The sequence below is a fragment of the Microcystis sp. M144S2 genome, from assembly GCF_020246065.1.
In the GTDB taxonomy this organism is placed as follows: Bacteria; Cyanobacteriota; Cyanobacteriia; order Cyanobacteriales; family Microcystaceae; genus Microcystis; species Microcystis ichthyoblabe_A.
Genome location: NZ_JADBTR010000054.1, coordinates 1 through 19,716, shown reverse-complemented (window position 1 = coordinate 19,716; position 19,716 = coordinate 1). Strand labels below are relative to the sequence as shown.

Sequence of the window (19,716 nt, the reverse complement as noted above, 5' to 3'; positions counted from 1 at the left end):
TCTCCCGAAACAGGTGCAAGATTCTGAGAGAATCGTGCTTCAAAACCTTGCGTCTTCATGGTTCCGCGTCCTGTAGGGGCGAAGCATTCGGACAATAACTTATCGGTGAAACCGTAGATTTTCTATCCGAATGCTTCGCCCGTACTTTTTCAGCAAACCCTATGTTCTATAAAAATGGTAATGCAAGGTTTTTGAAGCTCCCAATCCTCATAGTGTTAATATTCGCTAATCTCATCCAATTGGAAAGGCAAGATTTGAGAAAAAAGTAGAAGTTAAGGAACGCGGAGCATTCGTTCTTCGATTTCTTGCCAAACGGTAGGGGAAATATTAACAGCCACTTTTTGGCAACTTAGCATTAATTCATTAACGTATAGATAATTTTGAAATATAATCCAGTCAGGTGTTCTCCAAGAAGAGAACCCAATCGGACTTTGCTTATAAAAATCTAGAATTATTTTTTCATAAAATGCTGAGATTTGATCAAATTCTAATTGTCCTAGTATTTTTTTTGTAATTGAACTAATCAATGCAAAAATATGTGTTGCTGTTTTTTCACTTTGCATTTGTTCACTGGTTAACAAATGTCCATAATGATATTGATACAAAACATCAATACCAACATATTTTTGTCTTAATTTATCTAATTGCTCAAGGAAAGGTTCGTCAAATTGTGGAGTATTATCTATGTAATTATTATACATATCTGAATGTATTCGATTATAGCACTTGGTAAAATTAATCCCTTTATTTAATCTGTCAAAAAGAATGATCGAGCGTTTTGCAGAGGGTTTAACCGATTCTTTTAATTCACCAGTTGCTTGCTCTACCCAAACAAGAAATTTAGATAATTCGGCATTCTTCGCATATTCTTGAGCTTCTTTCTCCATTGCTAATAACAATTTATCGGCTTTCCCTCGCCCTCGCATCAAACCTGCCACTAACAAAAACACCTCTTGCCAACGAGTTTCTGTTACATAATTCTTAACTGCTTCTTCAATCAAATCATTATCATAGATATACTGAGCCGTGAGGTATTCCTGAAGGGTTAAATGAGAAAAAGAATAGACATCTCTCGCCCGCTCTACTAAAATTCCCTGTTCAATTTCAATGGTTTTTAATACTTTTTCTCCGTCTAGATGTTGCGGAGCATTTAAGTTTTGTTTAAGGTGATCTTTAATTTGCTTAACAACTTCTCGTTTTTCTAGAAAAAGTTTATCTGCTACAAAATTTTGATAAGCAATTTCAGATAGCAAAATTTCTTCTTGCTCAATACTGAGATTTTCATAAACTAAACCGCGATTAGGTAAACGTTTTTCGGCTGACCATTTTTCCAATAAAATTCGTAACGCATCTTGATAAAGGCGACTGCGATTTGTGGGAAAAGATTGATTTTCATCATAAACCAAACACAAAAAAGTCAACAATAACGGTGTATGAGCTAACTCTTTTGCACTTTTATACTCCTCCTTTTGCAACAGTTCCCAACAATTTTTAGCTGTCTCATTTTTGCGATCTAATTCCGAACTAAACCAATGTTCAATAAAACTTTGAATTTGCTGATCATCAAATTCGACAATTTCAATATCGGTAAATTGTCGAAGATGAGTTCTAGCAGCAGTGCGACAGGAGAGAATAAAACGATTTTTATAATGCCTATCTACAAAATCTTGAATTTTCTCGATTACATTATAAACATTAGCTGTTGGCACTTCATCCAAACCATCTAATAAAATTAGTAATTCCCCTTTTTCTAGTTTATTGCTAATATTTTTTTCCACATTGGGAAAACCACAGATTTTAAACTCCTCTTCAATTAATGCCTGAATATTAATCTCGTTTTCTTTAAAGTTTTTCAACTCCAGTAAAACAGGTGTTAGAGAATGCCGATAACTGTCTTTATTTCCCTTGAGAGCTTCTAGCCCAACTTTTCGCAAAAATGTAGATTTACCAATACCGGGATCACCAAGTACCATTAAATATTGTTCTTGATTCGCCAAAAGTAAACCATCTTTTTTACCATCATCCCTAAAGTTAAACCGTCGCTGCTTACTCTCACGATATTTATTTTCTAAATTTTCATCATAATAATCCCTGACTAAATTCCCTAAACATTTGACATTAACATAAATTGACTCCAAATCCATCGGCTTAGACATTTTTAAAACCTTAATCATGCCGTGCCGATCCCAGTAACGTTGAGTATATTCCCGGAAAAAAAGATACTTTCCCTCTTTGAAAAGCTGCCCGACATCTTTATGCAATAACTCATTTTTATTAATACCCTCCCACCCCGATTTAATCATTTGGCCAATAAAATTATTAGTCAATGCCGTTACAATGGTTGTTTCAATTCCTGTCATAACTTAACCCCTGTAAACCCTCTGAAGTTCAGTATAAGCCAGAAAGCGGGTTTCTCATCATCAACCCAGAAACCCGCTGGCTCTTTTGGATTTGGTGGGTAAAATGTATTCTGAGATACAGTCCTGCTGGCGAGGGAGTGGAGGGAACCACTCCAGACACAGAGGACACAAAGATCGATCCTATGTAAGTTAAACTTATCACACAGAACCTAGAAGAGCCACCCGCTTTCTTATCAACTCAGAAACCCGTTTTCTAAGAATATAATGTGCTTAAATTAGATAATTTCTAAGCCATGAGAACGAAACCAGATAAAGATTTACCCCAAGGGACTAAAATCGGCAACAATGCGCGGTTAGAGGCTTGCATAACAGCAGAGCAAAAGCAACTGATGGAGATGGCTGCCTTTTTACGGGGACAGAACTTGACTGAGTTTATGGTGTCAGTTTTGGCTGAGGCAGCTATGCAAACGATCAAAGATAGCCAATTGGTAGAATTAACCGAACGCGATCAATTCACTTTTGTCGAGGCCCTGTTAAATCCCCCCGCTCCCTCCGAGCAAGCTCAAGCAGACGCTCAATGGTATAAGCAAATGATGAATAAATAGTTGCTAGATTTGTGTTAAGAAATCAATAGAGTCACAGAAAAACTTTTCCAAGAGATTCAACCTGACAAAAGAAAAACCTTTACTTGTGACAAGGTTAAAGAATTTTGTGGACATCAAGAGTTGAGTGAGAAACTAGGAGCAGATTTTTATTTTGCTACTCCTTATCATTCGTGGGAGAGGGGATTAAACGAGCATACCAATGGACTGTTAAGACAATTTTTCCCCAAGAGGACAAATTTTAAAATCGTTAAGCCAGAGGAGGTGGAAAGGGGAGCATCTCACCTTTGTAACCCCTAAATCAGGTTTTATGTCAAGCTATTTTAAAAGCCTTGCCAGAAAACAGTTTTAGGGACAAGTATAATTACTCACTTGTATAAATGAGATGCTCCCGGTGGAAAGGTGGAAAGAGCCGTAAACTTAATTAACAATCGTCCTCGAAAATGTCTTGACTATCAGACACCCAATGAGGTATTCTATCAAGCTAGATCAGATAGTGATGCAATTCAGACTTGCATCGGCTGTTCTTGGTCTCAATCTTAATACATCACAGGAGAACTTATGTCTATCGAAGCCGTCAGACAGTTTAATGAAATTGCTAAGAGTGATCTAGAAATTCAAGGTAGTCTAGAACTAACAACAGATGTCCAAAGTTTAATGGATCTTACTGTCATACTGGCTTCTGAGAGAGGCTTCAGCTTTACCTCTGAAGATCTGGCAGAATACTACTCCGAAGAAAGTAGAAGACTTCCTGATATATCTCTCAGAAATGTGATGCTTTTAACTAAAAAAAAATCTGCGTTCGAAAGCGACCCGGACGTTTGTTATCGATTGCCTTTCTTAGCTCGTGAAATCTGCCGAAAACTCAATTCTTAAAGAAAGCGGGTTTCTTAGAAAACGGGTTTCTTAAAGAAACCCGCTTTCTAATCTCTTAAACGGCTAAACTGAGAATAGCTGCCTTTCTTGACTCTCATTTCTCAGATTGTAAAATAATGCAAATTTATCTTGACTATAGTGCCACTACCCCCACTCATCCCCAAGTGATCGAGCGGGTTGCCACTATTCTCCAACATCATTGGGGCAATCCCTCCAGTTTACACACTTGGGGACAGGATACGGCAACAGTCATCGAAATGGCCAGAGAACAGGTAGCAGGGTTAATTAATGCCAATCCAGACCAGATTATCTTTACTTCTGGCGGCACGGAAGCCGATAATTTAGCAATTATCGGGGTTGCTCAACAGTATAACCGCCCCCGTCATATAATTATTTCTAGTGTGGAACATTCGGCGATCGCTGAACCCTGTAAACAATTAGAGCAGCAAGGTTGGCAAATTACTCGTCTTCCCGTCAATCGTCAAGGTAGGGTGAATCCTTTAGACCTAAAAGCCGCAATTCAAAGCGATACGGTCTTAATTTCCATTATTTACGGACAAAGTGAGGTGGGAACCCTACAACCGATTGAAGAATTGGGCAGCATTGCCAGAGAAAGGGGAGTGCTTTTTCACACCGATGCGGTGCAGGTGGCGGCAAGATGCGATATTGATGTGCGGAAACTGCCCATAGATTTATTATCTCTTTCTAGCCATAAAATTTATGGAATGCAAGGATCGGGGGCTTTATACATCAGAACTGGTGTCGATATTTTACCATTACTGCGGGGCGGTGGCCAGGAAAAAGGCCTGCGATCGGGAACCCCAGCCGTACCAGCGATCGCAGCTTTCGGTTTAGCGGCCGAATTAGCCCAAAAAGACTTAATTAGCGAAAAAATGCGTTTAATCGCCTTGCGAGATCGATTATTTGACCTCTTAGCCGATTATCCTTATCTGCTGCCCACGGGGGACCGATTCTATCGTTTACCCCACCACGTCAGCTTTATTGTCCGTCCGGACGATGACAGTCACATCACGGGAAAACAGCTAGTTCGTCAGCTTAATTTAGCAGGAATCGGCATTAGTTCCGGATCCGCCTGTCATAGTGGCAAACTTTCCCCCAGTCCAATTTTAAAAGCTATGGGCTACAGCGATCGAGAGGCACTAGCGGGAATTCGTCTAACCCTGGGAAGGGACACCAGCGCCGCCGATATCGATTGGACGGCGCTTGTATTAAAACAAGTGATCGATCGCTGTTTATCTGCTTTAATTGTAAGCAAGAGTTAGTTTATGCCTCAAATTGCCCTTCGATCAAGATAATTTCGCCAAAATCGGGAATCCATGCCACCCAACGGCCCTGATCCTGTTCACAGAGTAGTAGCGCTTCATCAAAGCTGTATGGAGAGGGAAGCATTCTGAGTTGTACCCATGTGTTTGCTTGGGGACAAGTAACAACAGCAGTAGTGCGAGATTGTAGTAAGAACATACACAGATCACCCTGATAATTCTGTATCTAAATTTACAAAAAAACCGATGACTGTGGGTAACTTTGTTTGAAATCTTTACATCTCCAGAAAATTATCGGCTGCATCTCCTAATTTGTGACTTTACCTCACCTATAGGTCAGCAGCAGAAGTTATTCCAAGAGGGCGAATGCAATTCGCCCCTACAATAATATTATTGCGCCCAAAATTTCCTCTAGATATTTCGACCAAATTGAGCCGATTACGCCAATGACCGGCACTTTTTTGATTTCAAAAAAGCCTCAAGATATTATCCGACAAGGTTTTTAGATTTATTCGGCCAATCCTAGCTATGATCGTTACTGGTAAATGATAGTTAATAACTGGTAATGGTAAGTTCTTTCCCTCGCACCTATAAAATCGCCGTCATCGGTGACGTTCACGACCAATGGGAAATAGAAGATAATTTAGCTTTAGAAGCTTTACAAGTGGATTTAGCCCTATTTGTGGGCGATTTTGGCAATGAATCCCTAGAAATTGTCGGTCGGATTGCTAGTTTGTCCTTACCAAAAGCCGTTATTCTCGGTAATCATGACGCTTGGTATAGCGCCACCTCTTGGGGACGAAAGCAATGTCCCTACGATCGCAATCAAGAAGATCGTGTCACCGCCCAGTTAGAATTATTAGGGGTTGCCCATGTGGGTTACTCAAAACTAGACCTACCCAGTTTACAGCTTTCGATTGTTGGGGGTCGTCCCTTTACTTGGGGGGGATCCGAGTGGAAAAATGGAGAATTTTTGCAAGAACGCTATAATATCAGCAGTTTTGCCGAATCTACTGCCAAAATTATCGCTAATATTCAAGATACTGCCTATAATAACCTGATTTTTTTAGGTCACAATGGTCCGGCCGGACTGGGAAAGGAAGCGGAAGCTATCTGTGGTCGCGATTGGCAACCCTTGGGAGGGGACCACGGGGATCCGGATTTAGCAGCGGCCATCGAACAAGCACAGCTATTAGGAAAACAGGTTCCTCTCGTCAGTTTCGGTCATATGCACCACCGTCTCCGTCATACTACTTCCCGTTTACGCAATCCCGTGGTCACTTCCGAGATGGGAACTGTTTATCTGAATGCTGCGAGTGTCCCTCGCATTCTCCACTCTGATACGGGTAAATCTCGCAATTTTTCCCTAGTCACTCTTGAAGAAGGTCTAGTCACAGAAGCATCTTTAATCTGGTTGAATGATAATTTCGAGATTATCAGTAATAGAAAACTTTATCACTCTGGAGCATCAATCGATCGCCTATCTCCCCAATCTTGTTATTCTTAAGTTTTGAAAATAGACCTTTTCTTAATCTTATGCGGTACAACCACTAATATCAGTTATCAGATGTCAGGTTTCAGTTAACTGTTTACTGATAAGTGAAAAAAAGCTCCCCAATTCATAATTCATAATTCATAATTCATAATTTATAATTCATAATTCCCTATAGATAGTTAAGTTTTTGAGCGAGCAGAGGTAAAGCAAGAGCGATAGCAACACTAACAATCATACCGATAAAAGCTTTCAAGGCATCCCCTAAAACCAGTTTACCCGTGGCGGCTAAATTAGGGGTTTCTCTGGTTAAAGTCAGAGAAATTTCTCGACCTCCTAATAAACCTAAAAATACCCAAGTGGTACTCATGGGAATATGATTATAGCCAACAAAAAACAGTAAAATTAGACCATAAATTAAGTTAATAATTGTTGCAGAACGCGGATCATGGGCGTTAGTTTTGCTAGTGACAATTTTCTCAATTTGACCCCCGTGATTAATAAAAATGATAGTTTGCAGGAGTAGCATAACTGTTAGAGATAAAACTAACCATATTGCTGCCAACTTTCTGGGAAGATAGGCGAAAATATTAGCAAAATCTTGCATTAACCATTGACTCCAGAGAAACCCGGTGGATAACCACTGTAAAACTACCCAGATTTTTTGAGGTTCTTTATTAACTGTTTCTAGGAAAAAGTTTTCTAATCGATAAATAATTCGATAGATGACTAACCCCACTATAACAGCAAGAGCATAACCCCAAGCGGATTTAATTAACATTTCATCTAGAGATTGGGGAGCAAAAACTGTTAAAACTAAAAAGGTTGTACTCACAGGTATTCCCCAAGTGGTGAGAATTAAAATTGCTAAGGGAGGAACAATATAAATCCAAGTAAAATTTTCTGGGAAGGGAATCATTTCTAGTCGATTATAGGCCACATCTCCCTGATTAATATACCAACCAGCGATAAAAATCGAAGCTAAGATTAGACTGGTGTACAGCCATAAAATCCACCAGGGACGTTCTTCATTGGCACTTAAAAAAGTCCCTAAAGTTTGTAGGGAATCGTTGGCAACAATCGCATAAGCTGATAGAATAAAGCCAGCAATCATAAAAAAATTACTCATAGACAGTGGGAATTATAAATTATGAATTAAGTAGGTAGCTGTTAAAAGTTGTTAGACACCCCCCTTATCAAGGGGGGATTAAGGGGGGATCAGAGGCAAAATCTATCTTCAATTTAATTATAACTACTTACTTATCAATTATGAATTGGGTAGAATAAATAAAAATAATCTCCTGACAACTGGCTCCCTATTAATATAACCGCTATAACTCCTTAATTTTGCTTTAAAAAATCCCTCGCTAGATAGAAAGCAGCTAAACTACCAGAGACGGTAATTTCTTGGGGATTAATTTCCTGTAAAGGTCGAAGAATAACTTCAATTTCCTCGGTAACATCTAACTTTTGTTGACCAGTGGGGATAGCATTAAGAGCCAAAAAAATATGAATTCTGTTAGTATCTTTAACGGGATTATCATACAAAACACCTAGAGGTATTAGAGAATCACTTTGATAACCAGTTTCCTCCTCGAATTCTCGACGCGCTGCTGCAGTAATATTATCTTCACCCGCATCTACTGCTCCGGCGGGAAATTCCAATAAAATTTCCTTAACTCCGTGACGATATTGACGGACAAAAACTAATTGATTATCCCCGGTAACTGGAACAACTAAAACAATTTCAGGACGAATATTAACAAAATAATCGTCGATAACTTGTCCAGAGGATAACTGCACCGAGTCTTGACGGACTTGACACCAACGATTATGAAAAACTAGCTCAGATTTAATAATTTGCCATTTTTTTAAATTAGTCATCGACAATCCTGTTATAATTGCAGTGAAATTACTAAACTTTTTTCGCAGATAATTATAAGTAAGTAGGTAGGCGTTAAAAATTATCAGATGCCCCCCTTATTAAGGGGAGACTAAGGGGGGATCGGCACCCCCCTTATCAAGGGGGGCAGGGGGGATCGGCACCCCCCTTATCAAGGGGGATCCCCCCGCCTTCGGCTTCCCCCCTTATCAAGGGGGGCTAGGGGGGATCGGCACCCCCCTTATTAAGGGGGGAATAAGGGGGGATCGGCACCCCCCTTATCAAGGGGGACTAAGGAGGGATCGAACCTAAAATCTATTTTTAATTTAATTATAACCAGCTACTTAACCAGATTTAGTATGAATAGAAGCAAACCGGTTATCTAAGAGCTAATTTTACGACCGAGGTGGGCAAGCTTATCTAGAACAGATTGAAGCAAAGATCGCCGCTGCTCGACGACAATATCTAAGTTGGCCAACATATACTTTACGTCTTTGTAGGCATTGTCCAGCAAGGCTAGTAATAATTCGCGATCGCCTGCGATGTCTTTTTCTGATGGGGTGCGGGTCCGTTGGGGTAATAAGTCCGCTGGTGGAGAAGGAAGGGAGGGCGATCGCTCGGACTCTAGCTGTTGAATGGTTTGTTGTAAATTTTCAATCACCCCATACATTTCCATCGGGTCAAAAACCCTTAACAGACTGGTTTGTGTAACAATGCCCAACCCCCGACCCCAGTTCCAAGAAACCACCAAACGCCCCACCCGCCGTTTTTGCATTTCCTGATGGGCCGTCCACAGGGAATCCTCGGGACTGAGGAGAAATAAGGGCGTACTCATCACCGTCTGGGCCCTAGTTTTGTGCAGATCGATTTGAACTGCTTGAAACTGGACAAGATCTCGCTCTGTCACAATACCAACAGGGTAGTCATTGTCTTCGGAATTTCTCTGGGTGATCACCACACAACTGACACGATGTTCCGCCATTAACTGGGCCAATTGCAAGACTGTGGCGGTGAGTGGGGCCTGTACCACTTGACTGGTCATCACATCGGATACGCGACGAAACCGCAACAGATTGGCCGGACGCAATATCTGGCGAATACTTTCATGGGAAATCACCCCGATTAAGTGTCCTTGGTCATCCACAATCGGCAAATGGCGAATGCGGTAGCGCCGAAACAAAAACAGGGCAGCAAAAATGTCTTGAGCAGATTGCTGGGGCAACGTGATCAGGGGATGCACCATCACATCGGCAACGGTTGTCTCGGTCAGGTTAATCCCTTGGGCGGTGAGTCGCACCACATCCCGTTCTGTCAAAATTCCTAATAACTCTTGCCCTTGCACCACCAGCAGACAGCTAACACGCACCTCTCCGGCCGGAGCAGCTAGAGGGGATAGGTCATCGGTGAGTAAACACAGACGACTATGGGCCTGACCGATCATGGCGATCGCATCTGCCAGGGAAGTGGTTGGCGGCACCGTCAAGGGGTGGCGATTGATCGCCTTTTCCAGATCGGGGGCCCAACTCAGAGGTGTATCGAGGGACATCAGCACCATCCTGCAATCACAAAGGCCAAGATAGACAGAACAGCCACTGGGCAAAGAACCCCGGCTCTCAGAGTTGCCAAAACCCGTTCTAAAACTATCTCAAAGTGTAGCGTCATTTAACTTTTTCCTAAAAGATGTAACGTTTTGTTACAATTTTTATTAAACTCGTAAAGATTTTAGACCCACTTCGGTGTATCATAGAGGGATGTAACAGGTTAAAGCCTGAAACTTTTTATTTAGCGGTTATTCAGCCTCTAATGGTTTCAGGGGCGGCATCACCAGACGCTGGGGTGAGTAATTCCGGGTTCTGGTCGGCCTGAAGGGTTACTCCGGAAATTCTGGACACCTTTCCATAAAGTCGATCCAGCACCCGCTTTACGGAAATACGCTGCCATGGTTGACCGCGTTTGGTGGTGTAGCCCTGTTCATTAAGCCAATCGGCGATCTTCTGCAAGGATTTCCCTGATTTGTGATGACGGCGAATCAGTTCAATGACCCGGCACTCTTCCGGATCATCCACTAATTCTCCATCGATCGATCGTTGTCCAAAGGCAGGGGAGCCGTAGCCCGCATAACCACCGTTGCTTGCTTTTGCTTGTCTGCCTTGTTCTAGCCGCTCCCAGGCAGATAAATCGTTGGAAGGGGTCGCTGTCATAGGGTATCTAAATGCAACAACTTGCAAAACCATATTATCGCAACTTAACGTCGCAAATTTGTTTTGATTGGGGGCAGCCGATGACGACTTACAAAGTAAAACCCCTGCATGAGCAGGGACTAGATGTCACCATCGATGTCTGGGACAACCAAAATATAGACGATACCCCCGGGAGGCGGACAAAGTTAAAGGGTCAAAGGCCAAGCATTTTTAGATGAGGAGCGGTTCAAAGCTGAATTTATATTGTAAAACGCAGCGATCAGAGAATTTGTCCTAAGTTACACAGCATCAATCTGGAGATATAAACATGGGTACGGCTACATTTATTCAAGATGAAACTGAATTTGATTCCCTCTTAAAGAGTGAATCACTGTTGGTGGTAGATTGCACAGCAACCTGGTGTGGACCTTGCAAACTGGTGGCGCCGTTGATCGATCGATTGGCCGATGACTATCGCGATCGCGCCAAAGTCTTCAAACTTGACCTAGACAGTAACAAACCCGTGGCCAAACGCTTTGGAATTAAAAGTATTCCGGCGGTCATGGTGTTTAAACAGGGGAAATTGATAGAAACATTAGTTGGGGTTAAACCCTATGAAGAATTTACGGCAGCCGTAGAACGACAATTATAGTCTTCCACCGTGAACAAACACTCTGGGCAAACGTCCGAAGTTGACCCTTTCCTTCTCACACCACTATTCAATTTTGAGGTATGGCGATGAACAAGCTTATAGAAATCCGGTGTCCCAACTGTGGCAGCGTAGCTCAACGGCTCTTGAGCGATCGCCTGCCCGCAGGATATAAGTGTCCGGCCCGGCAAGTTGCTCAGACGGAATGCCCAGTGTGTGATTATTTCATCGCCATGTGTTGGCAAAATGGCGCTGTGCTGGAGGCCTATGCTCCAGGCATTCAGGGGAACACAGCTGCGGCCATGCCGCCCCAGCACCAACCAGCGATCGCCCATTGGTCTTTGTCATCTGCGTTCAAAGTGGCCCTCAGCCCACAAGAGTCTAGGAAATTGCTATCGGGACAACCCTAGTCAACTTTTGCATTTATACCAGTTCTTTAATTTAACAACACCATCCAACTCCTATGCTGCAAGCTCAAGAAATTATGACCCAAAACGTTGTCACCATTCGTGGTTCGGCAACGGTTGCCGATGCCGTGAAATTGATGAAAGAAAAAAAACTGCGGGGTTTGATTGTCGAACCGCGCCATGAACAGGATCCTTATGGAATTGTCACCGAAACCGACATCGTTTACAAAGTGGCGGCCTTTGGCCACGATCCTAAAACTATGCGGGTCTATGAAATTATGGCCAAGCCCTGTGTGGTCGTCAATCCCGAACTGGGGGTGGAATATGTAGCCCGGTTATTTGCTCAAACCCGCATTCGCCGCGCCCCCGTGATTCAGGGCAAAACTTTGCTGGGCATTATTTCTGTCAGTGATATTCTCTTCAAGAGCGATTTTGTCGAAAAGCCCAAGCGGTTGTTCATTGAAGATGAAATTGAAGCAGCCCGGGAAGACGCACGGGCAATTTGTGCGGCCAAGGGTGAGACCTCTCCAGACTGCGCCGCGGCCTGGGATGTGGTGGAGGAACTCCAGGCCGAAGCCTCCCATCAACGGGTCAAAAAACAGGGGAGTAACTCACTTCAGTCCTACTGCGAAGCCAATCCCAATGCCTTAGAGTGCCGCATTTATGAGGATTAAATCCTGGCGGGTTTTGGGAGAATCGATCGCCTTGAGGATCTTGCCGATCGGTTTCCCCAGGCGATCGAGTTCTTGATCTCCACCTTTTCGGATGGGAGATAGATCGAGCGCTTGCGCTTACCGAATTCGACTTGATCGGGGGTCTCTGGGTACTTATGCCCCTAATTCCCCTGAGAGGAGATAATCAAGAAAAGTCTTGGCGATCACGGATAGTTTTTTATCCTTGGGATAAACCACATACCAATGGCGTTGGATGGGAAAATCTTCCACGTCAAGGATGGTAAATTCCCCATTGGGAGGATCTAAATTTAAGACGTGCTGAGACAGAACCGAAATTCCTAAACCACCGGCGACTGCTTGTTTAATGGCTTCATTATTGCCGATTTCCAAACGCAGAGACACAGTGATGCCATGGTCGAGAAAAATTTGCTGTACTGCCCGTCTAATTCCCGATCCCATTTCCCGCATAATAAAAGGTTCCCCTTGCAGCCGTTTTATCGGAATTTTTTTCTGTCCCGCTAGGGGGTGATCTTTGCGAGCAATTACCACAAGGGGATTTTCCAGAAACGGTTGAATATCGAGGTTTAGCTCTTGGGGGGGTTCGCTTAAAATATATAGGTCATCGACATTATTGATCATCCTTGCTTCTAGGTCTTGGTGATTGGTCAATTCTAGGGATACATCTACCCCTTCGTACTGTTGACAAAAAGGACCTAGGATCTGAGGGATTAAATATTGGGCTGTGGATACCGCCGCTAAACGCAGTTTACCCTGTTTAATGCCCTTGATATCAGCGATCGCCATCTCAAAGTTATCAAGATCCTTGAGGACTGCTTGACAGGTTACTAATAAACTGCGTCCGGCCTCGGTTAAATACAAACGTTTGCCTATCTGTTCAAATAAGGGTAAACCCACTGATTTAGTCAGTTGTTTCATCTGGGTAGAAACGGTGGGTTGGGTGATCGATAGTTCTTCAGCAGCCCTGGTGAAACTGCCATGACGAGCCGTCGCTTCAAAGACAATCAGTTGATGTAAAGTGGCGTGAATCAAGAGAGGCCTCTAGAGAGCTACACTTCTGTTACTGCCTTGAGGAGCTTTGCTAAACAGAAGCAGGAATGGAGGGGAACGAGTAAAAACCTCCCCACCCCGCTTATATCATAGGTTTAAATCAATACTTTTGTAAAGATATATCGATTTAAACTCAATTTACAAAAATTTGCTTGTCAAGATATCCGTTCTAGTATAGATTTATAACAATCGATCTTTAAAAACCATAAAGTTTTGTCTATCAAGGCTGGTCTGTCAACCGCCGGCTTTGTTGTGGCAAAAAATCCTTTGCTCAGTTGGATTCTCATGGAAATAACCAATCGTATTCATTTTGACAATTTGCGGGGTGATATCTTCGGTGGTCTAACAGCTGCCATCGTTTATCACCCTCTAGCTCTCGCCTTCGGGGTAGCTTCTGGGACGGCGATCGGGGCCAGTTCAACCGCCAAAAATCCCGAATTAGGCTTACCTGCGGACTTGACACTGTCCAAAGTTCTGCCCGCAACAGGTTTGCTTAAGGGGTAAAGAGCCTTACTCTTACTCTCTTTCAGCTTTTGAAGGTTCATTTAGTCCGTTTATATTCAATACTCCTCATCAGGGGAGGCTTAAGGAGGTATTCGTGGATTTTTTCTCATTGTTTGTCATGGACTTTATCCAGCAGTTGCAGTCGCCAACGCTGGCCTTTTTGATTGGTGGCATGATCATTGCCGCTCTCGGTAGTGAATTGGTCATCCCAGAGTCGATTTGTACGATCATCGTCTTCATGCTGCTGACCAAAATCGGTCTGACCGGCGGGATTGCCATCCGCAATTCCAACCTGACGGAAATGGTATTACCAATGATCTTTGCCGTGATAGTAGGGATTATTGTGGTCTTCGTCGCCCGCTATACCTTGGCCAATCTGCCGAAGGTGAAAGTGGTCGATGCGATCGCGACCGGGGGATTATTTGGAGCCGTGAGTGGCTCGACTATGGCCGCCGGTCTGACGGTACTAGAAGAACAAAAGATCCCCTACGAGGCCTGGGCCGGCGCACTCTATCCCTTCATGGATATCCCGGCACTGGTAACGGCGATCGTGGTGGCTAACATTTATCTTAACAAGAAGAAGCAGAAAGAAGCAGCCCACGACCACGAGTCTTTTAGCAAGCAGCCGGTGGCGGCCGGGGATTATTCCGATCAGCAGGATTATCCCAGCAGTCGGCAGGAATATCTCAGCCTACAGCAGCCAGCGGATAATCGGGTCAAGATTTGGCCGATCATTGAGGAAAGCCTTCGCGGACCTGCCCTATCGGCCATGTTATTAGGTCTGGCTTTGGGCATCTTCACCCAGCCGGAAACTGTCTATAAAAGCTTCTACGATCCCCTCTTTCGTGGCTTGCTTTCGATCTTGATGCTGGTCATGGGGATGGAGGCTTGGTCAAGGGTTGGTGAACTGCGTAAGGTGGCCCAGTGGTATGTCGTCTATAGCGTCCTAGCACCCTTTGTGCATGGTCTAATCGCCTTCGGTCTCGGCATGGTTGCCCACTACGCCACCGGGTTCAGCTGGGGCGGTGTCGTGGTTCTGGCCGTCATCGCTTCCTCTAGTTCCGACATCTCCGGGCCGCCCACGTTGCGGGCCGGTATCCCCTCGGCTAATCCCTCCGCCTATATAGGTGCGTCCACGGCCATCGGTACGCCCGTAGCGATCGGCTTGTGCATACCCTTCTTCCTTGGTCTCGCCCAGGCCCTCAGCGGCGGCTAGGATTGTGGTCGGTGGGCGCTCCCTTGACGGGGCTTACCAAGCAAATAAATGTACACATTTAAGGAGATAATCAACATGGCTAAACCAGCCAAAAAGCTCGTCATCGTCACAGAAAAGATTTTGCTGAAAAAAGTCGCCAAGATCATCGAAGAATGCGGGGCGACCGGTTACACGGTGATGGATACTGGCGGTAAAGGCAGTCGCAACGTGCGCTCGTCGGGACAACCCCACGTTTCCGAAACCGATACGAATGTTAAGTTCGAGATACTTACCCCCGATCGAATTATGGCCCAAAATATTGCCAAGCAGGTTGCCGATCAGTTTTTCCTCAATTTTGCGGGCATGATCTATCTCTGTGATGCGGAGGTTCTGTACGGACAGAGTTTCTGTGGACCAGAGGGCTGTGAAATCTAGACAACTAAGCTTGTCTTGATCCGGGCCACCCCATCTGCAGCCTGACTGTCCTTGAGCGGTGGCCCTTTTTCCTATCCCCCAGTTTTATGACCACCTGAAATCTTTAACCCTCATCCCTTTAAACTGATGATTTTGTCCCCTATTCTGCCTCCTTCGATCGGGGAGATAGCAGCCCCCATGACTCCGCTCCCCTTGCTTGCCACCGTTGTGGCCGAGGATTCACCGATTATTCTCTCTGGCGTATTGCTGACACTGGTGGTGATTTATCTGGCCAGCAAGCTCGGCGCAGAGGCCGCCCGACGATTGGATTTTCCGCCCGTACTGGGAGAACTGGTCGCCGGTGTGATTGTCGGCGTTTCGGCCTTGCATCTGCTCATCTTTCCCGAAGGGGGACTATCGGCCTCCGATTCGCTGATTATGACGGTACTGCAAGGATTGAATCAATTGGCCCCGGCTGCCGTGGACCGGATCTTTGAGTCCCAAAGTGAAGTGATTTCGGTTCTAGCTGAAATCGGTGTGATTATTCTGCTGTTTGAAATTGGCCTAGAATCCGACCTGCGACAACTCAAGGAAGTGGGAATTCAAGCCACGGTTGTGGCCTGTGTGGGGGTTGCGGCACCTTTTGCGGCGGGTACGGCCGGGTTAATGCTCGTCTTTCATGTGGCGGCCATCCCGGCGATTTTTGCGGGGGCAGCCTTGACAGCAACCAGTATCGGTATTACCTCGAAGGTGTTGTCCGAGTTAGGTCAACTCAAATCCAAAGAAGGGCAAATTATTGTCGGTGCAGCGGTGATCGATGATGTCCTAGGTATTATTGTTCTGGCTGTGGTCGCTAGTTTGGCCAAAACTGGTGAGATCGATGTGGTCAATGTTATTTATCTGATTGTCAGCGCTACGGCCTTTTTGATCGGATCAATTTTGTTGGGAGGTATTTTTAACAAAAGTTTTGTGGCGATCGTGGAGCGGCTGAAAACAAGGGGAAATATTGTTATTCCCGCATTTGTCTTCGCTTTCTTTATGGCATTTTTGGGCAATGCTATTCATCTTGAAGCGATTTTAGGGGCCTTTGCCGCCGGTTTGGTGCTTGATGAAACTGATACCCGCAACGAGTTGGATGAGTTAATTAAACCGATCGCCGATTTGCTTGTACCGATTTTCTTTGTGACGGTGGGAGCGCGTGCCGATCTCGGTGTTTTAAACCCAACGGTACCGGAGAATCGGGCTGGACTTTTGATCGCTGTCTTTTTGATGGTTGTGGCGATTATCGGTAAACTGGTGACGGGCTGGGCAGTTTTTGGCATATCTGGAATCAATCGTCTCGCCATCGGTGTGGGTATGATTCCCCGGGGTGAGGTGGGTTTAGTTTTTGCCGGGATTGGTTCGGCCAGCGGAATTTTGGATAAGCCTTTGGAGGTGTCGATTATTATTATGGTAATCCTGACCACTTTCCTCGCTCCTCCCTTCCTCAGAGTCGCTTTTGGTAAGACGGAAGCTGTTCCCGAAACCCTAGAAAGCAAGGAGCCAGCTAATCCTATTCCTTAATTTTGCGGGTAAAATCTGATTTTTTAGACGAGGCTGAAGCATTTTCAGCCTTTTTAAAAATCTATGCTCAGGATAAGGGAGCGATCGAGGTAAGATTTGAGAGTATCTAATCTTTTTCCTATGTTCGAGCAGACATTTAAGAATATCGACGATATTCTCCGAAAAGAGGCGGGATGCGCCACGGAGTTGGATTACGCAGAACAAATCTCCTGGATTCTCTTTTTGAAATATCTCGACGATCGGTCAGTCGATCGCCAGAATCGGGCGTTATTAACAGGGGAAGACTACGATCCGTTACTAGACGAACCCTATCGCTGGTCGAATTGGGCCTACCCCAAGGACGGGAGGGGTGAACTGCTGAAAACCGCCAAGGTAGGGGACGATCTGATCGAGTTCGTCAATAGCGAGCTATTTCCCTACTTTCAGGGATTCAAGCAATACGCAGAACTGGGGACGTTCGGGGCTAAGATCGGGGAAATTTTTGCGGGGGTGCGGAATAAGTTTCAGAGCGGGTACAACCTGCGGGAAGTTCTCGAAAGTATCGACCGGCTTCAGTTTCGCACGCAACAGCAGAAACACGAGCTTTCGGATCTCTACGAAACCAGGATCAAAAATATGGGCAATGCGGGGCGAAACGGGGGCGAATATTACACCCCGCGGCCTCTGATCCGGGCGATGATTCAAGTGATTAAACCGCAATTAGGGGAGACGATTTATGACGGGGCCTGCGGTTCGGCGGGGTTTCTCTGCGAGGCCTACGAGTATTTACGCCACAGTAAGGCCGATCTGAGTACGAAAGAGCTAGAAACGCTACAGACGAGGACTTTTTTCGGCAAGGAGAAAAAGGCTTTAGCCTATATTATCGGGGTGATGAATATGATCCTGCACGGGATCGAGGCTCCGAATATTATTCAGACCAACACCCTGGCCGAAGATATTCAAGCGATTCAAGAGAAGAATCGTTATGACATCGTTTTAGCTAATCCCCCCTTCGGAGGCAATGAACGCAAGGAGATCCGCGGCAATTTCACGATCAATACCGGAGAGACGGCCTTTCTTTTTCTCCAGCATTTTATCAAGAGTTTGAAAACCGGGGGACGGGGAGCGATCGTTATTAAGAATACCTTTCTGTCGAACGCGGACAACGCCTCTAGAGAGTTACGGAGGGAGTTAACCTCGTCCTGTAATCTCCATACGGTTTTGGATTGTCCCGCTAAGACGTTTTTAGGGGCGGGGGTAAAGACGGTGGTTTTATTTTTCACCAAAGGTTCGCCGACGCAGAAAATCTGGTTTTATCAACTCGAACCGGGGCGAAGTCTGGGAAAAACAAACGCGCTCAATGATGATGATTTGCAAGAGTTCATCGAGTTTCAATCGACTTTTAAGCTATCGGAGCGCTCTTGGTTTTTAGACTTAGAAGAAGTCGATCTGGGTTCCTTCGATCTGTCGGTGAAAAATCCCAACGCGCCAGAGGGCGATCCTTTACGCGAGCCAGAGGAAATTTTAGCGGAGATTGCGGAATTGGACCGGGAAAGTGGGTCGATTTTAGAGGCGATTTCCGATTTATTGGAGTCTTCTCCTAGCTGATGGGAAGGGTGGTTTCGGCTTCGCTCAACCACCCAAATAGAGGGCTGAGCGAAGCCAAATAGAGGGCTGAGCGAAGCCAAATAGAGGGCTGAGCGAAGCCGAATAGAGGGCTGAGCGAAGCCGAAGCCCGATATCTCCTCAACCACCCAAATAGATTGCGGAATTGGACAGGGAAAGTGGGTCGATTTTAGAGGCGATTTCCGATATATTGGGATCTTCTACTGGCTGACGGGAAGGGTGGTTTCGGCTTCGCTCAACCACCCAAATTGAGGGCTAAAAGAGGGCTGAGCGAACCCAAATAGAGGGCTGAGCGAAGCCGAAGCCCGATATCCCCTCAACCACCCAAATTGAGCCTTTCATCTCAGATAAAATCTATGGCTTATATGTATATTCTTGAATGTTGTGATGGTTCTTTTTATGTGGGCAGTACGAAGAATTTGCCCCGTCGTTTATGGCAACATCAAAATGGTTTCGGTGCAAATCATACTAGAAAGCGATTACCGGTCAAGTTGGTTTATGCTGAATACTATGATCATGTGGCAAATGCTTTTTATCGCGAGAAGCAGGTGCAAGGTTGGAGTCGGGCGAAAAAGATGGCTTTGATGCGTAGTGATTGGGATTCTCTTCATATTTTGGCTGAGTGTCAAAATGAGTCACATTATCGGAATTTCTCTGTAGATGGGGGATTAACAAGGGATGAGAACTGAGGGGGATGCTGGTTTCGGCTTCGCTCAACCAGCATCCGGCTTCGCTCCACCAGCATCCGGCTTCGCTCAACCAGCATCCGGCTTCGCTCAACCAGCATCCGGCTTCGCTCAACCAGCATCCGGCTTCGCTCAACCAGCATCCGGCTTCGCTCCACCAGCATCCGGCTTCGCTCCACCAGCATCCGGCTTCGCTCCACCAGCATCCGGCTTCGCTCCACCAGCATCCGGCTTCGCTCCACCAGCATCCGGCTTCGCTCCACCAGCATCCGGCTT

General features: G+C 45.1%; 21 protein-coding genes and 1 pseudogene. 15 read left to right on the top strand and 7 right to left on the bottom strand.

Translation table 11 applies throughout. From position 1 onward, the window contains the following. Positions 1 to 272: 272 nt before the first annotated feature. Complete coding sequence (locus tag IM462_RS07245) at positions 273 to 2,360, bottom strand: NACHT domain-containing protein (protein ID WP_287703092.1); 2,088 nt, start codon at positions 2,358 to 2,360, stop codon at positions 273 to 275. A 293-nt stretch (positions 2,361 to 2,653) separates the two neighbouring features. Here IM462_RS07245 and IM462_RS07240 point away from each other — a divergent pair, with 293 nt between their 5' ends. From IM462_RS07240 to IM462_RS07225, 4 genes and pseudogenes are all read left to right on the top strand, one after another. Further along, complete coding sequence (locus tag IM462_RS07240; protein ID WP_130756230.1) at positions 2,654 to 2,965, top strand: type II toxin-antitoxin system TacA family antitoxin; 312 nt, start codon at positions 2,654 to 2,656, stop codon at positions 2,963 to 2,965. Between the two features lie 18 nt (positions 2,966 to 2,983). Then, positions 2,984 to 3,232: pseudogene (locus IM462_RS07235) on the top strand (IS30 family transposase); the annotation flags it as partial. A gap of 291 nt (positions 3,233 to 3,523) precedes the next feature. Then, a complete protein-coding gene (locus IM462_RS07230) occupies positions 3,524 to 3,838 on the top strand; it encodes a Nif11-like leader peptide family natural product precursor (protein WP_287703089.1) in 315 nt (104 codons plus the stop codon). A 116-nt stretch (positions 3,839 to 3,954) separates the two neighbouring features. Then, positions 3,955 to 5,121, top strand: a complete 1,167-nt coding sequence (locus IM462_RS07225; protein WP_287703087.1) for a cysteine desulfurase family protein — start codon at positions 3,955 to 3,957, stop codon at positions 5,119 to 5,121. Between the two features lies 1 nt (position 5,122). Here the strand turns inward: IM462_RS07225 and IM462_RS07220 are convergent, their stop codons facing one another. Then, positions 5,123 to 5,320 carry a hypothetical protein gene (locus IM462_RS07220; RefSeq protein ID WP_287663374.1) on the bottom strand — a complete coding sequence of 66 codons (198 nt, stop codon included), beginning with the start codon at positions 5,318 to 5,320 and terminating at the stop codon, positions 5,123 to 5,125. 366 nt (positions 5,321 to 5,686) lie between these two features. Between IM462_RS07220 and IM462_RS07215 the strand changes: the two genes are divergently transcribed. Further along, positions 5,687 to 6,628: a TIGR04168 family protein gene (locus tag IM462_RS07215; RefSeq protein ID WP_287703085.1), complete on the top strand. Its 942-nt coding sequence runs from the start codon at positions 5,687 to 5,689 to the stop codon at positions 6,626 to 6,628. Positions 6,629 to 6,785: 157 nt separating this feature from the next. On the opposite strand, the gene IM462_RS07210 is transcribed toward IM462_RS07215, so the two are convergent. The 4 genes from IM462_RS07210 to IM462_RS07195 all read right to left on the bottom strand — a co-directional run bounded on the left by IM462_RS07210 (position 6,786) and on the right by IM462_RS07195 (position 10,729). Beyond that, positions 6,786 to 7,727 carry a hypothetical protein gene (locus IM462_RS07210; protein WP_287703094.1) on the bottom strand — a complete coding sequence of 314 codons (942 nt, stop codon included), beginning with the start codon at positions 7,725 to 7,727 and terminating at the stop codon, positions 6,786 to 6,788. A gap of 227 nt (positions 7,728 to 7,954) precedes the next feature. Continuing rightward, positions 7,955 to 8,497 carry an NUDIX hydrolase gene (locus tag IM462_RS07205; RefSeq protein WP_287703083.1) on the bottom strand — a complete coding sequence of 181 codons (543 nt, stop codon included), beginning with the start codon at positions 8,495 to 8,497 and terminating at the stop codon, positions 7,955 to 7,957. 380 nt (positions 8,498 to 8,877) lie between these two features. After that, the gene (locus IM462_RS07200) at positions 8,878 to 10,050 is read right to left on the bottom strand and encodes a CBS domain-containing protein (protein WP_287703081.1); all 1,173 of its coding nucleotides are present in this window, start codon (positions 10,048 to 10,050) and stop codon (positions 8,878 to 8,880) included. Between the two features lie 238 nt (positions 10,051 to 10,288). Beyond that, positions 10,289 to 10,729 carry a recombinase family protein gene (locus IM462_RS07195; protein WP_353737365.1) on the bottom strand — a complete coding sequence of 147 codons (441 nt, stop codon included), beginning with the start codon at positions 10,727 to 10,729 and terminating at the stop codon, positions 10,289 to 10,291. A 274-nt stretch (positions 10,730 to 11,003) separates the two neighbouring features. Between IM462_RS07195 and trxA the strand changes: the two genes are divergently transcribed. The 3 genes from trxA (at position 11,004) to IM462_RS07180 (ending at position 12,405) form a co-directional block, all read left to right on the top strand. Further along, entirely contained in the window at positions 11,004 to 11,327 is a 324-nt protein-coding gene (gene trxA, locus IM462_RS07190) for a thioredoxin (protein ID WP_002778933.1), read from the top strand. 80 nt (positions 11,328 to 11,407) lie between these two features. Beyond that, entirely contained in the window at positions 11,408 to 11,734 is a 327-nt protein-coding gene (locus IM462_RS07185) for a hypothetical protein (RefSeq protein ID WP_353737364.1), read from the top strand. Between the two features lie 53 nt (positions 11,735 to 11,787). Beyond that, the gene (locus IM462_RS07180) at positions 11,788 to 12,405 is read left to right on the top strand and encodes a CP12 domain-containing protein (RefSeq protein ID WP_287703075.1); all 618 of its coding nucleotides are present in this window, start codon (positions 11,788 to 11,790) and stop codon (positions 12,403 to 12,405) included. Between the two features lie 153 nt (positions 12,406 to 12,558). On the opposite strand, the gene IM462_RS07175 is transcribed toward IM462_RS07180, so the two are convergent. Next, on the bottom strand, positions 12,559 to 13,455 hold the full coding sequence (locus tag IM462_RS07175) for a LysR family transcriptional regulator (protein ID WP_287703073.1): 897 nt from the start codon (positions 13,453 to 13,455) through the stop codon (positions 12,559 to 12,561). 231 nt (positions 13,456 to 13,686) lie between these two features. On the opposite strand from IM462_RS07175, the gene IM462_RS07170 reads away from it, so the two are divergent. The 7 genes from IM462_RS07170 to IM462_RS07140 form a co-directional block, all read left to right on the top strand. After that, positions 13,687 to 13,977, top strand: coding sequence for a sulfate permease (locus IM462_RS07170; protein ID WP_104396137.1), 291 nt, complete (start codon positions 13,687 to 13,689; stop codon positions 13,975 to 13,977). A gap of 94 nt (positions 13,978 to 14,071) precedes the next feature. Then, complete coding sequence (locus IM462_RS07165; protein ID WP_002751603.1) at positions 14,072 to 15,193, top strand: sodium-dependent bicarbonate transport family permease; 1,122 nt, start codon at positions 14,072 to 14,074, stop codon at positions 15,191 to 15,193. 75 nt (positions 15,194 to 15,268) lie between these two features. Then, a complete protein-coding gene (locus IM462_RS07160; RefSeq protein ID WP_002801029.1) occupies positions 15,269 to 15,607 on the top strand; it encodes a P-II family nitrogen regulator in 339 nt (112 codons plus the stop codon). Between the two features lie 126 nt (positions 15,608 to 15,733). Then, the gene (locus tag IM462_RS07155; RefSeq protein WP_287703071.1) at positions 15,734 to 17,149 is read left to right on the top strand and encodes a cation:proton antiporter; all 1,416 of its coding nucleotides are present in this window, start codon (positions 15,734 to 15,736) and stop codon (positions 17,147 to 17,149) included. A gap of 120 nt (positions 17,150 to 17,269) precedes the next feature. Further along, positions 17,270 to 18,736, top strand: a complete 1,467-nt coding sequence (locus tag IM462_RS07150; RefSeq protein WP_287703069.1) for a class I SAM-dependent DNA methyltransferase — start codon at positions 17,270 to 17,272, stop codon at positions 18,734 to 18,736. A gap of 374 nt (positions 18,737 to 19,110) precedes the next feature. Then, positions 19,111 to 19,443: a GIY-YIG nuclease family protein gene (locus IM462_RS07145; RefSeq protein WP_045359784.1), complete on the top strand. Its 333-nt coding sequence runs from the start codon at positions 19,111 to 19,113 to the stop codon at positions 19,441 to 19,443. Positions 19,444 to 19,448: 5 nt separating this feature from the next. Further along, the coding region (locus tag IM462_RS07140) for a hypothetical protein (RefSeq protein ID WP_287715013.1) at positions 19,449 to 19,716 on the top strand (268 nt) is incomplete at its 3' end.

What these genes read in the sequence shown, in the direction of transcription:
- IM462_RS07245 (WP_287703092.1), bottom strand. Translation starts at nt 2,360, where the DNA reads ATGACAGGAATTGAAACAACCATTGTAACGGCATTGACTAATAATTTT.
- IM462_RS07240 (WP_130756230.1), top strand. Translation starts at nt 2,654, where the DNA reads ATGAGAACGAAACCAGATAAAGATTTACCCCAAGGGACTAAAATCGGC.
- IM462_RS07230 (WP_287703089.1), top strand. Translation starts at nt 3,524, where the DNA reads ATGTCTATCGAAGCCGTCAGACAGTTTAATGAAATTGCTAAGAGTGAT.
- IM462_RS07225 (WP_287703087.1), top strand. Translation starts at nt 3,955, where the DNA reads ATGCAAATTTATCTTGACTATAGTGCCACTACCCCCACTCATCCCCAA.
- IM462_RS07220 (WP_287663374.1), bottom strand. Translation starts at nt 5,320, where the DNA reads ATGTTCTTACTACAATCTCGCACTACTGCTGTTGTTACTTGTCCCCAA.
- IM462_RS07215 (WP_287703085.1), top strand. Translation starts at nt 5,687, where the DNA reads ATGGTAAGTTCTTTCCCTCGCACCTATAAAATCGCCGTCATCGGTGAC.
- IM462_RS07210 (WP_287703094.1), bottom strand. Translation starts at nt 7,727, where the DNA reads ATGATTGCTGGCTTTATTCTATCAGCTTATGCGATTGTTGCCAACGAT.
- IM462_RS07205 (WP_287703083.1), bottom strand. Translation starts at nt 8,497, where the DNA reads ATGACTAATTTAAAAAAATGGCAAATTATTAAATCTGAGCTAGTTTTT.
- IM462_RS07200 (WP_287703081.1), bottom strand. Translation starts at nt 10,050, where the DNA reads ATGGTGCTGATGTCCCTCGATACACCTCTGAGTTGGGCCCCCGATCTG.
- IM462_RS07195 (WP_353737365.1), bottom strand. Translation starts at nt 10,729, where the DNA reads ATGGTTTTGCAAGTTGTTGCATTTAGATACCCTATGACAGCGACCCCT.
- trxA (WP_002778933.1), top strand. Translation starts at nt 11,004, where the DNA reads ATGGGTACGGCTACATTTATTCAAGATGAAACTGAATTTGATTCCCTC.
- IM462_RS07185 (WP_353737364.1), top strand. Translation starts at nt 11,408, where the DNA reads ATGGCGATGAACAAGCTTATAGAAATCCGGTGTCCCAACTGTGGCAGC.
- IM462_RS07180 (WP_287703075.1), top strand. Translation starts at nt 11,788, where the DNA reads ATGCTGCAAGCTCAAGAAATTATGACCCAAAACGTTGTCACCATTCGT.
- IM462_RS07160 (WP_002801029.1), top strand. Translation starts at nt 15,269, where the DNA reads ATGGCTAAACCAGCCAAAAAGCTCGTCATCGTCACAGAAAAGATTTTG.
- IM462_RS07155 (WP_287703071.1), top strand. Translation starts at nt 15,734, where the DNA reads ATGATTTTGTCCCCTATTCTGCCTCCTTCGATCGGGGAGATAGCAGCC.
- IM462_RS07150 (WP_287703069.1), top strand. Translation starts at nt 17,270, where the DNA reads ATGTTCGAGCAGACATTTAAGAATATCGACGATATTCTCCGAAAAGAG.
- IM462_RS07145 (WP_045359784.1), top strand. Translation starts at nt 19,111, where the DNA reads ATGGCTTATATGTATATTCTTGAATGTTGTGATGGTTCTTTTTATGTG.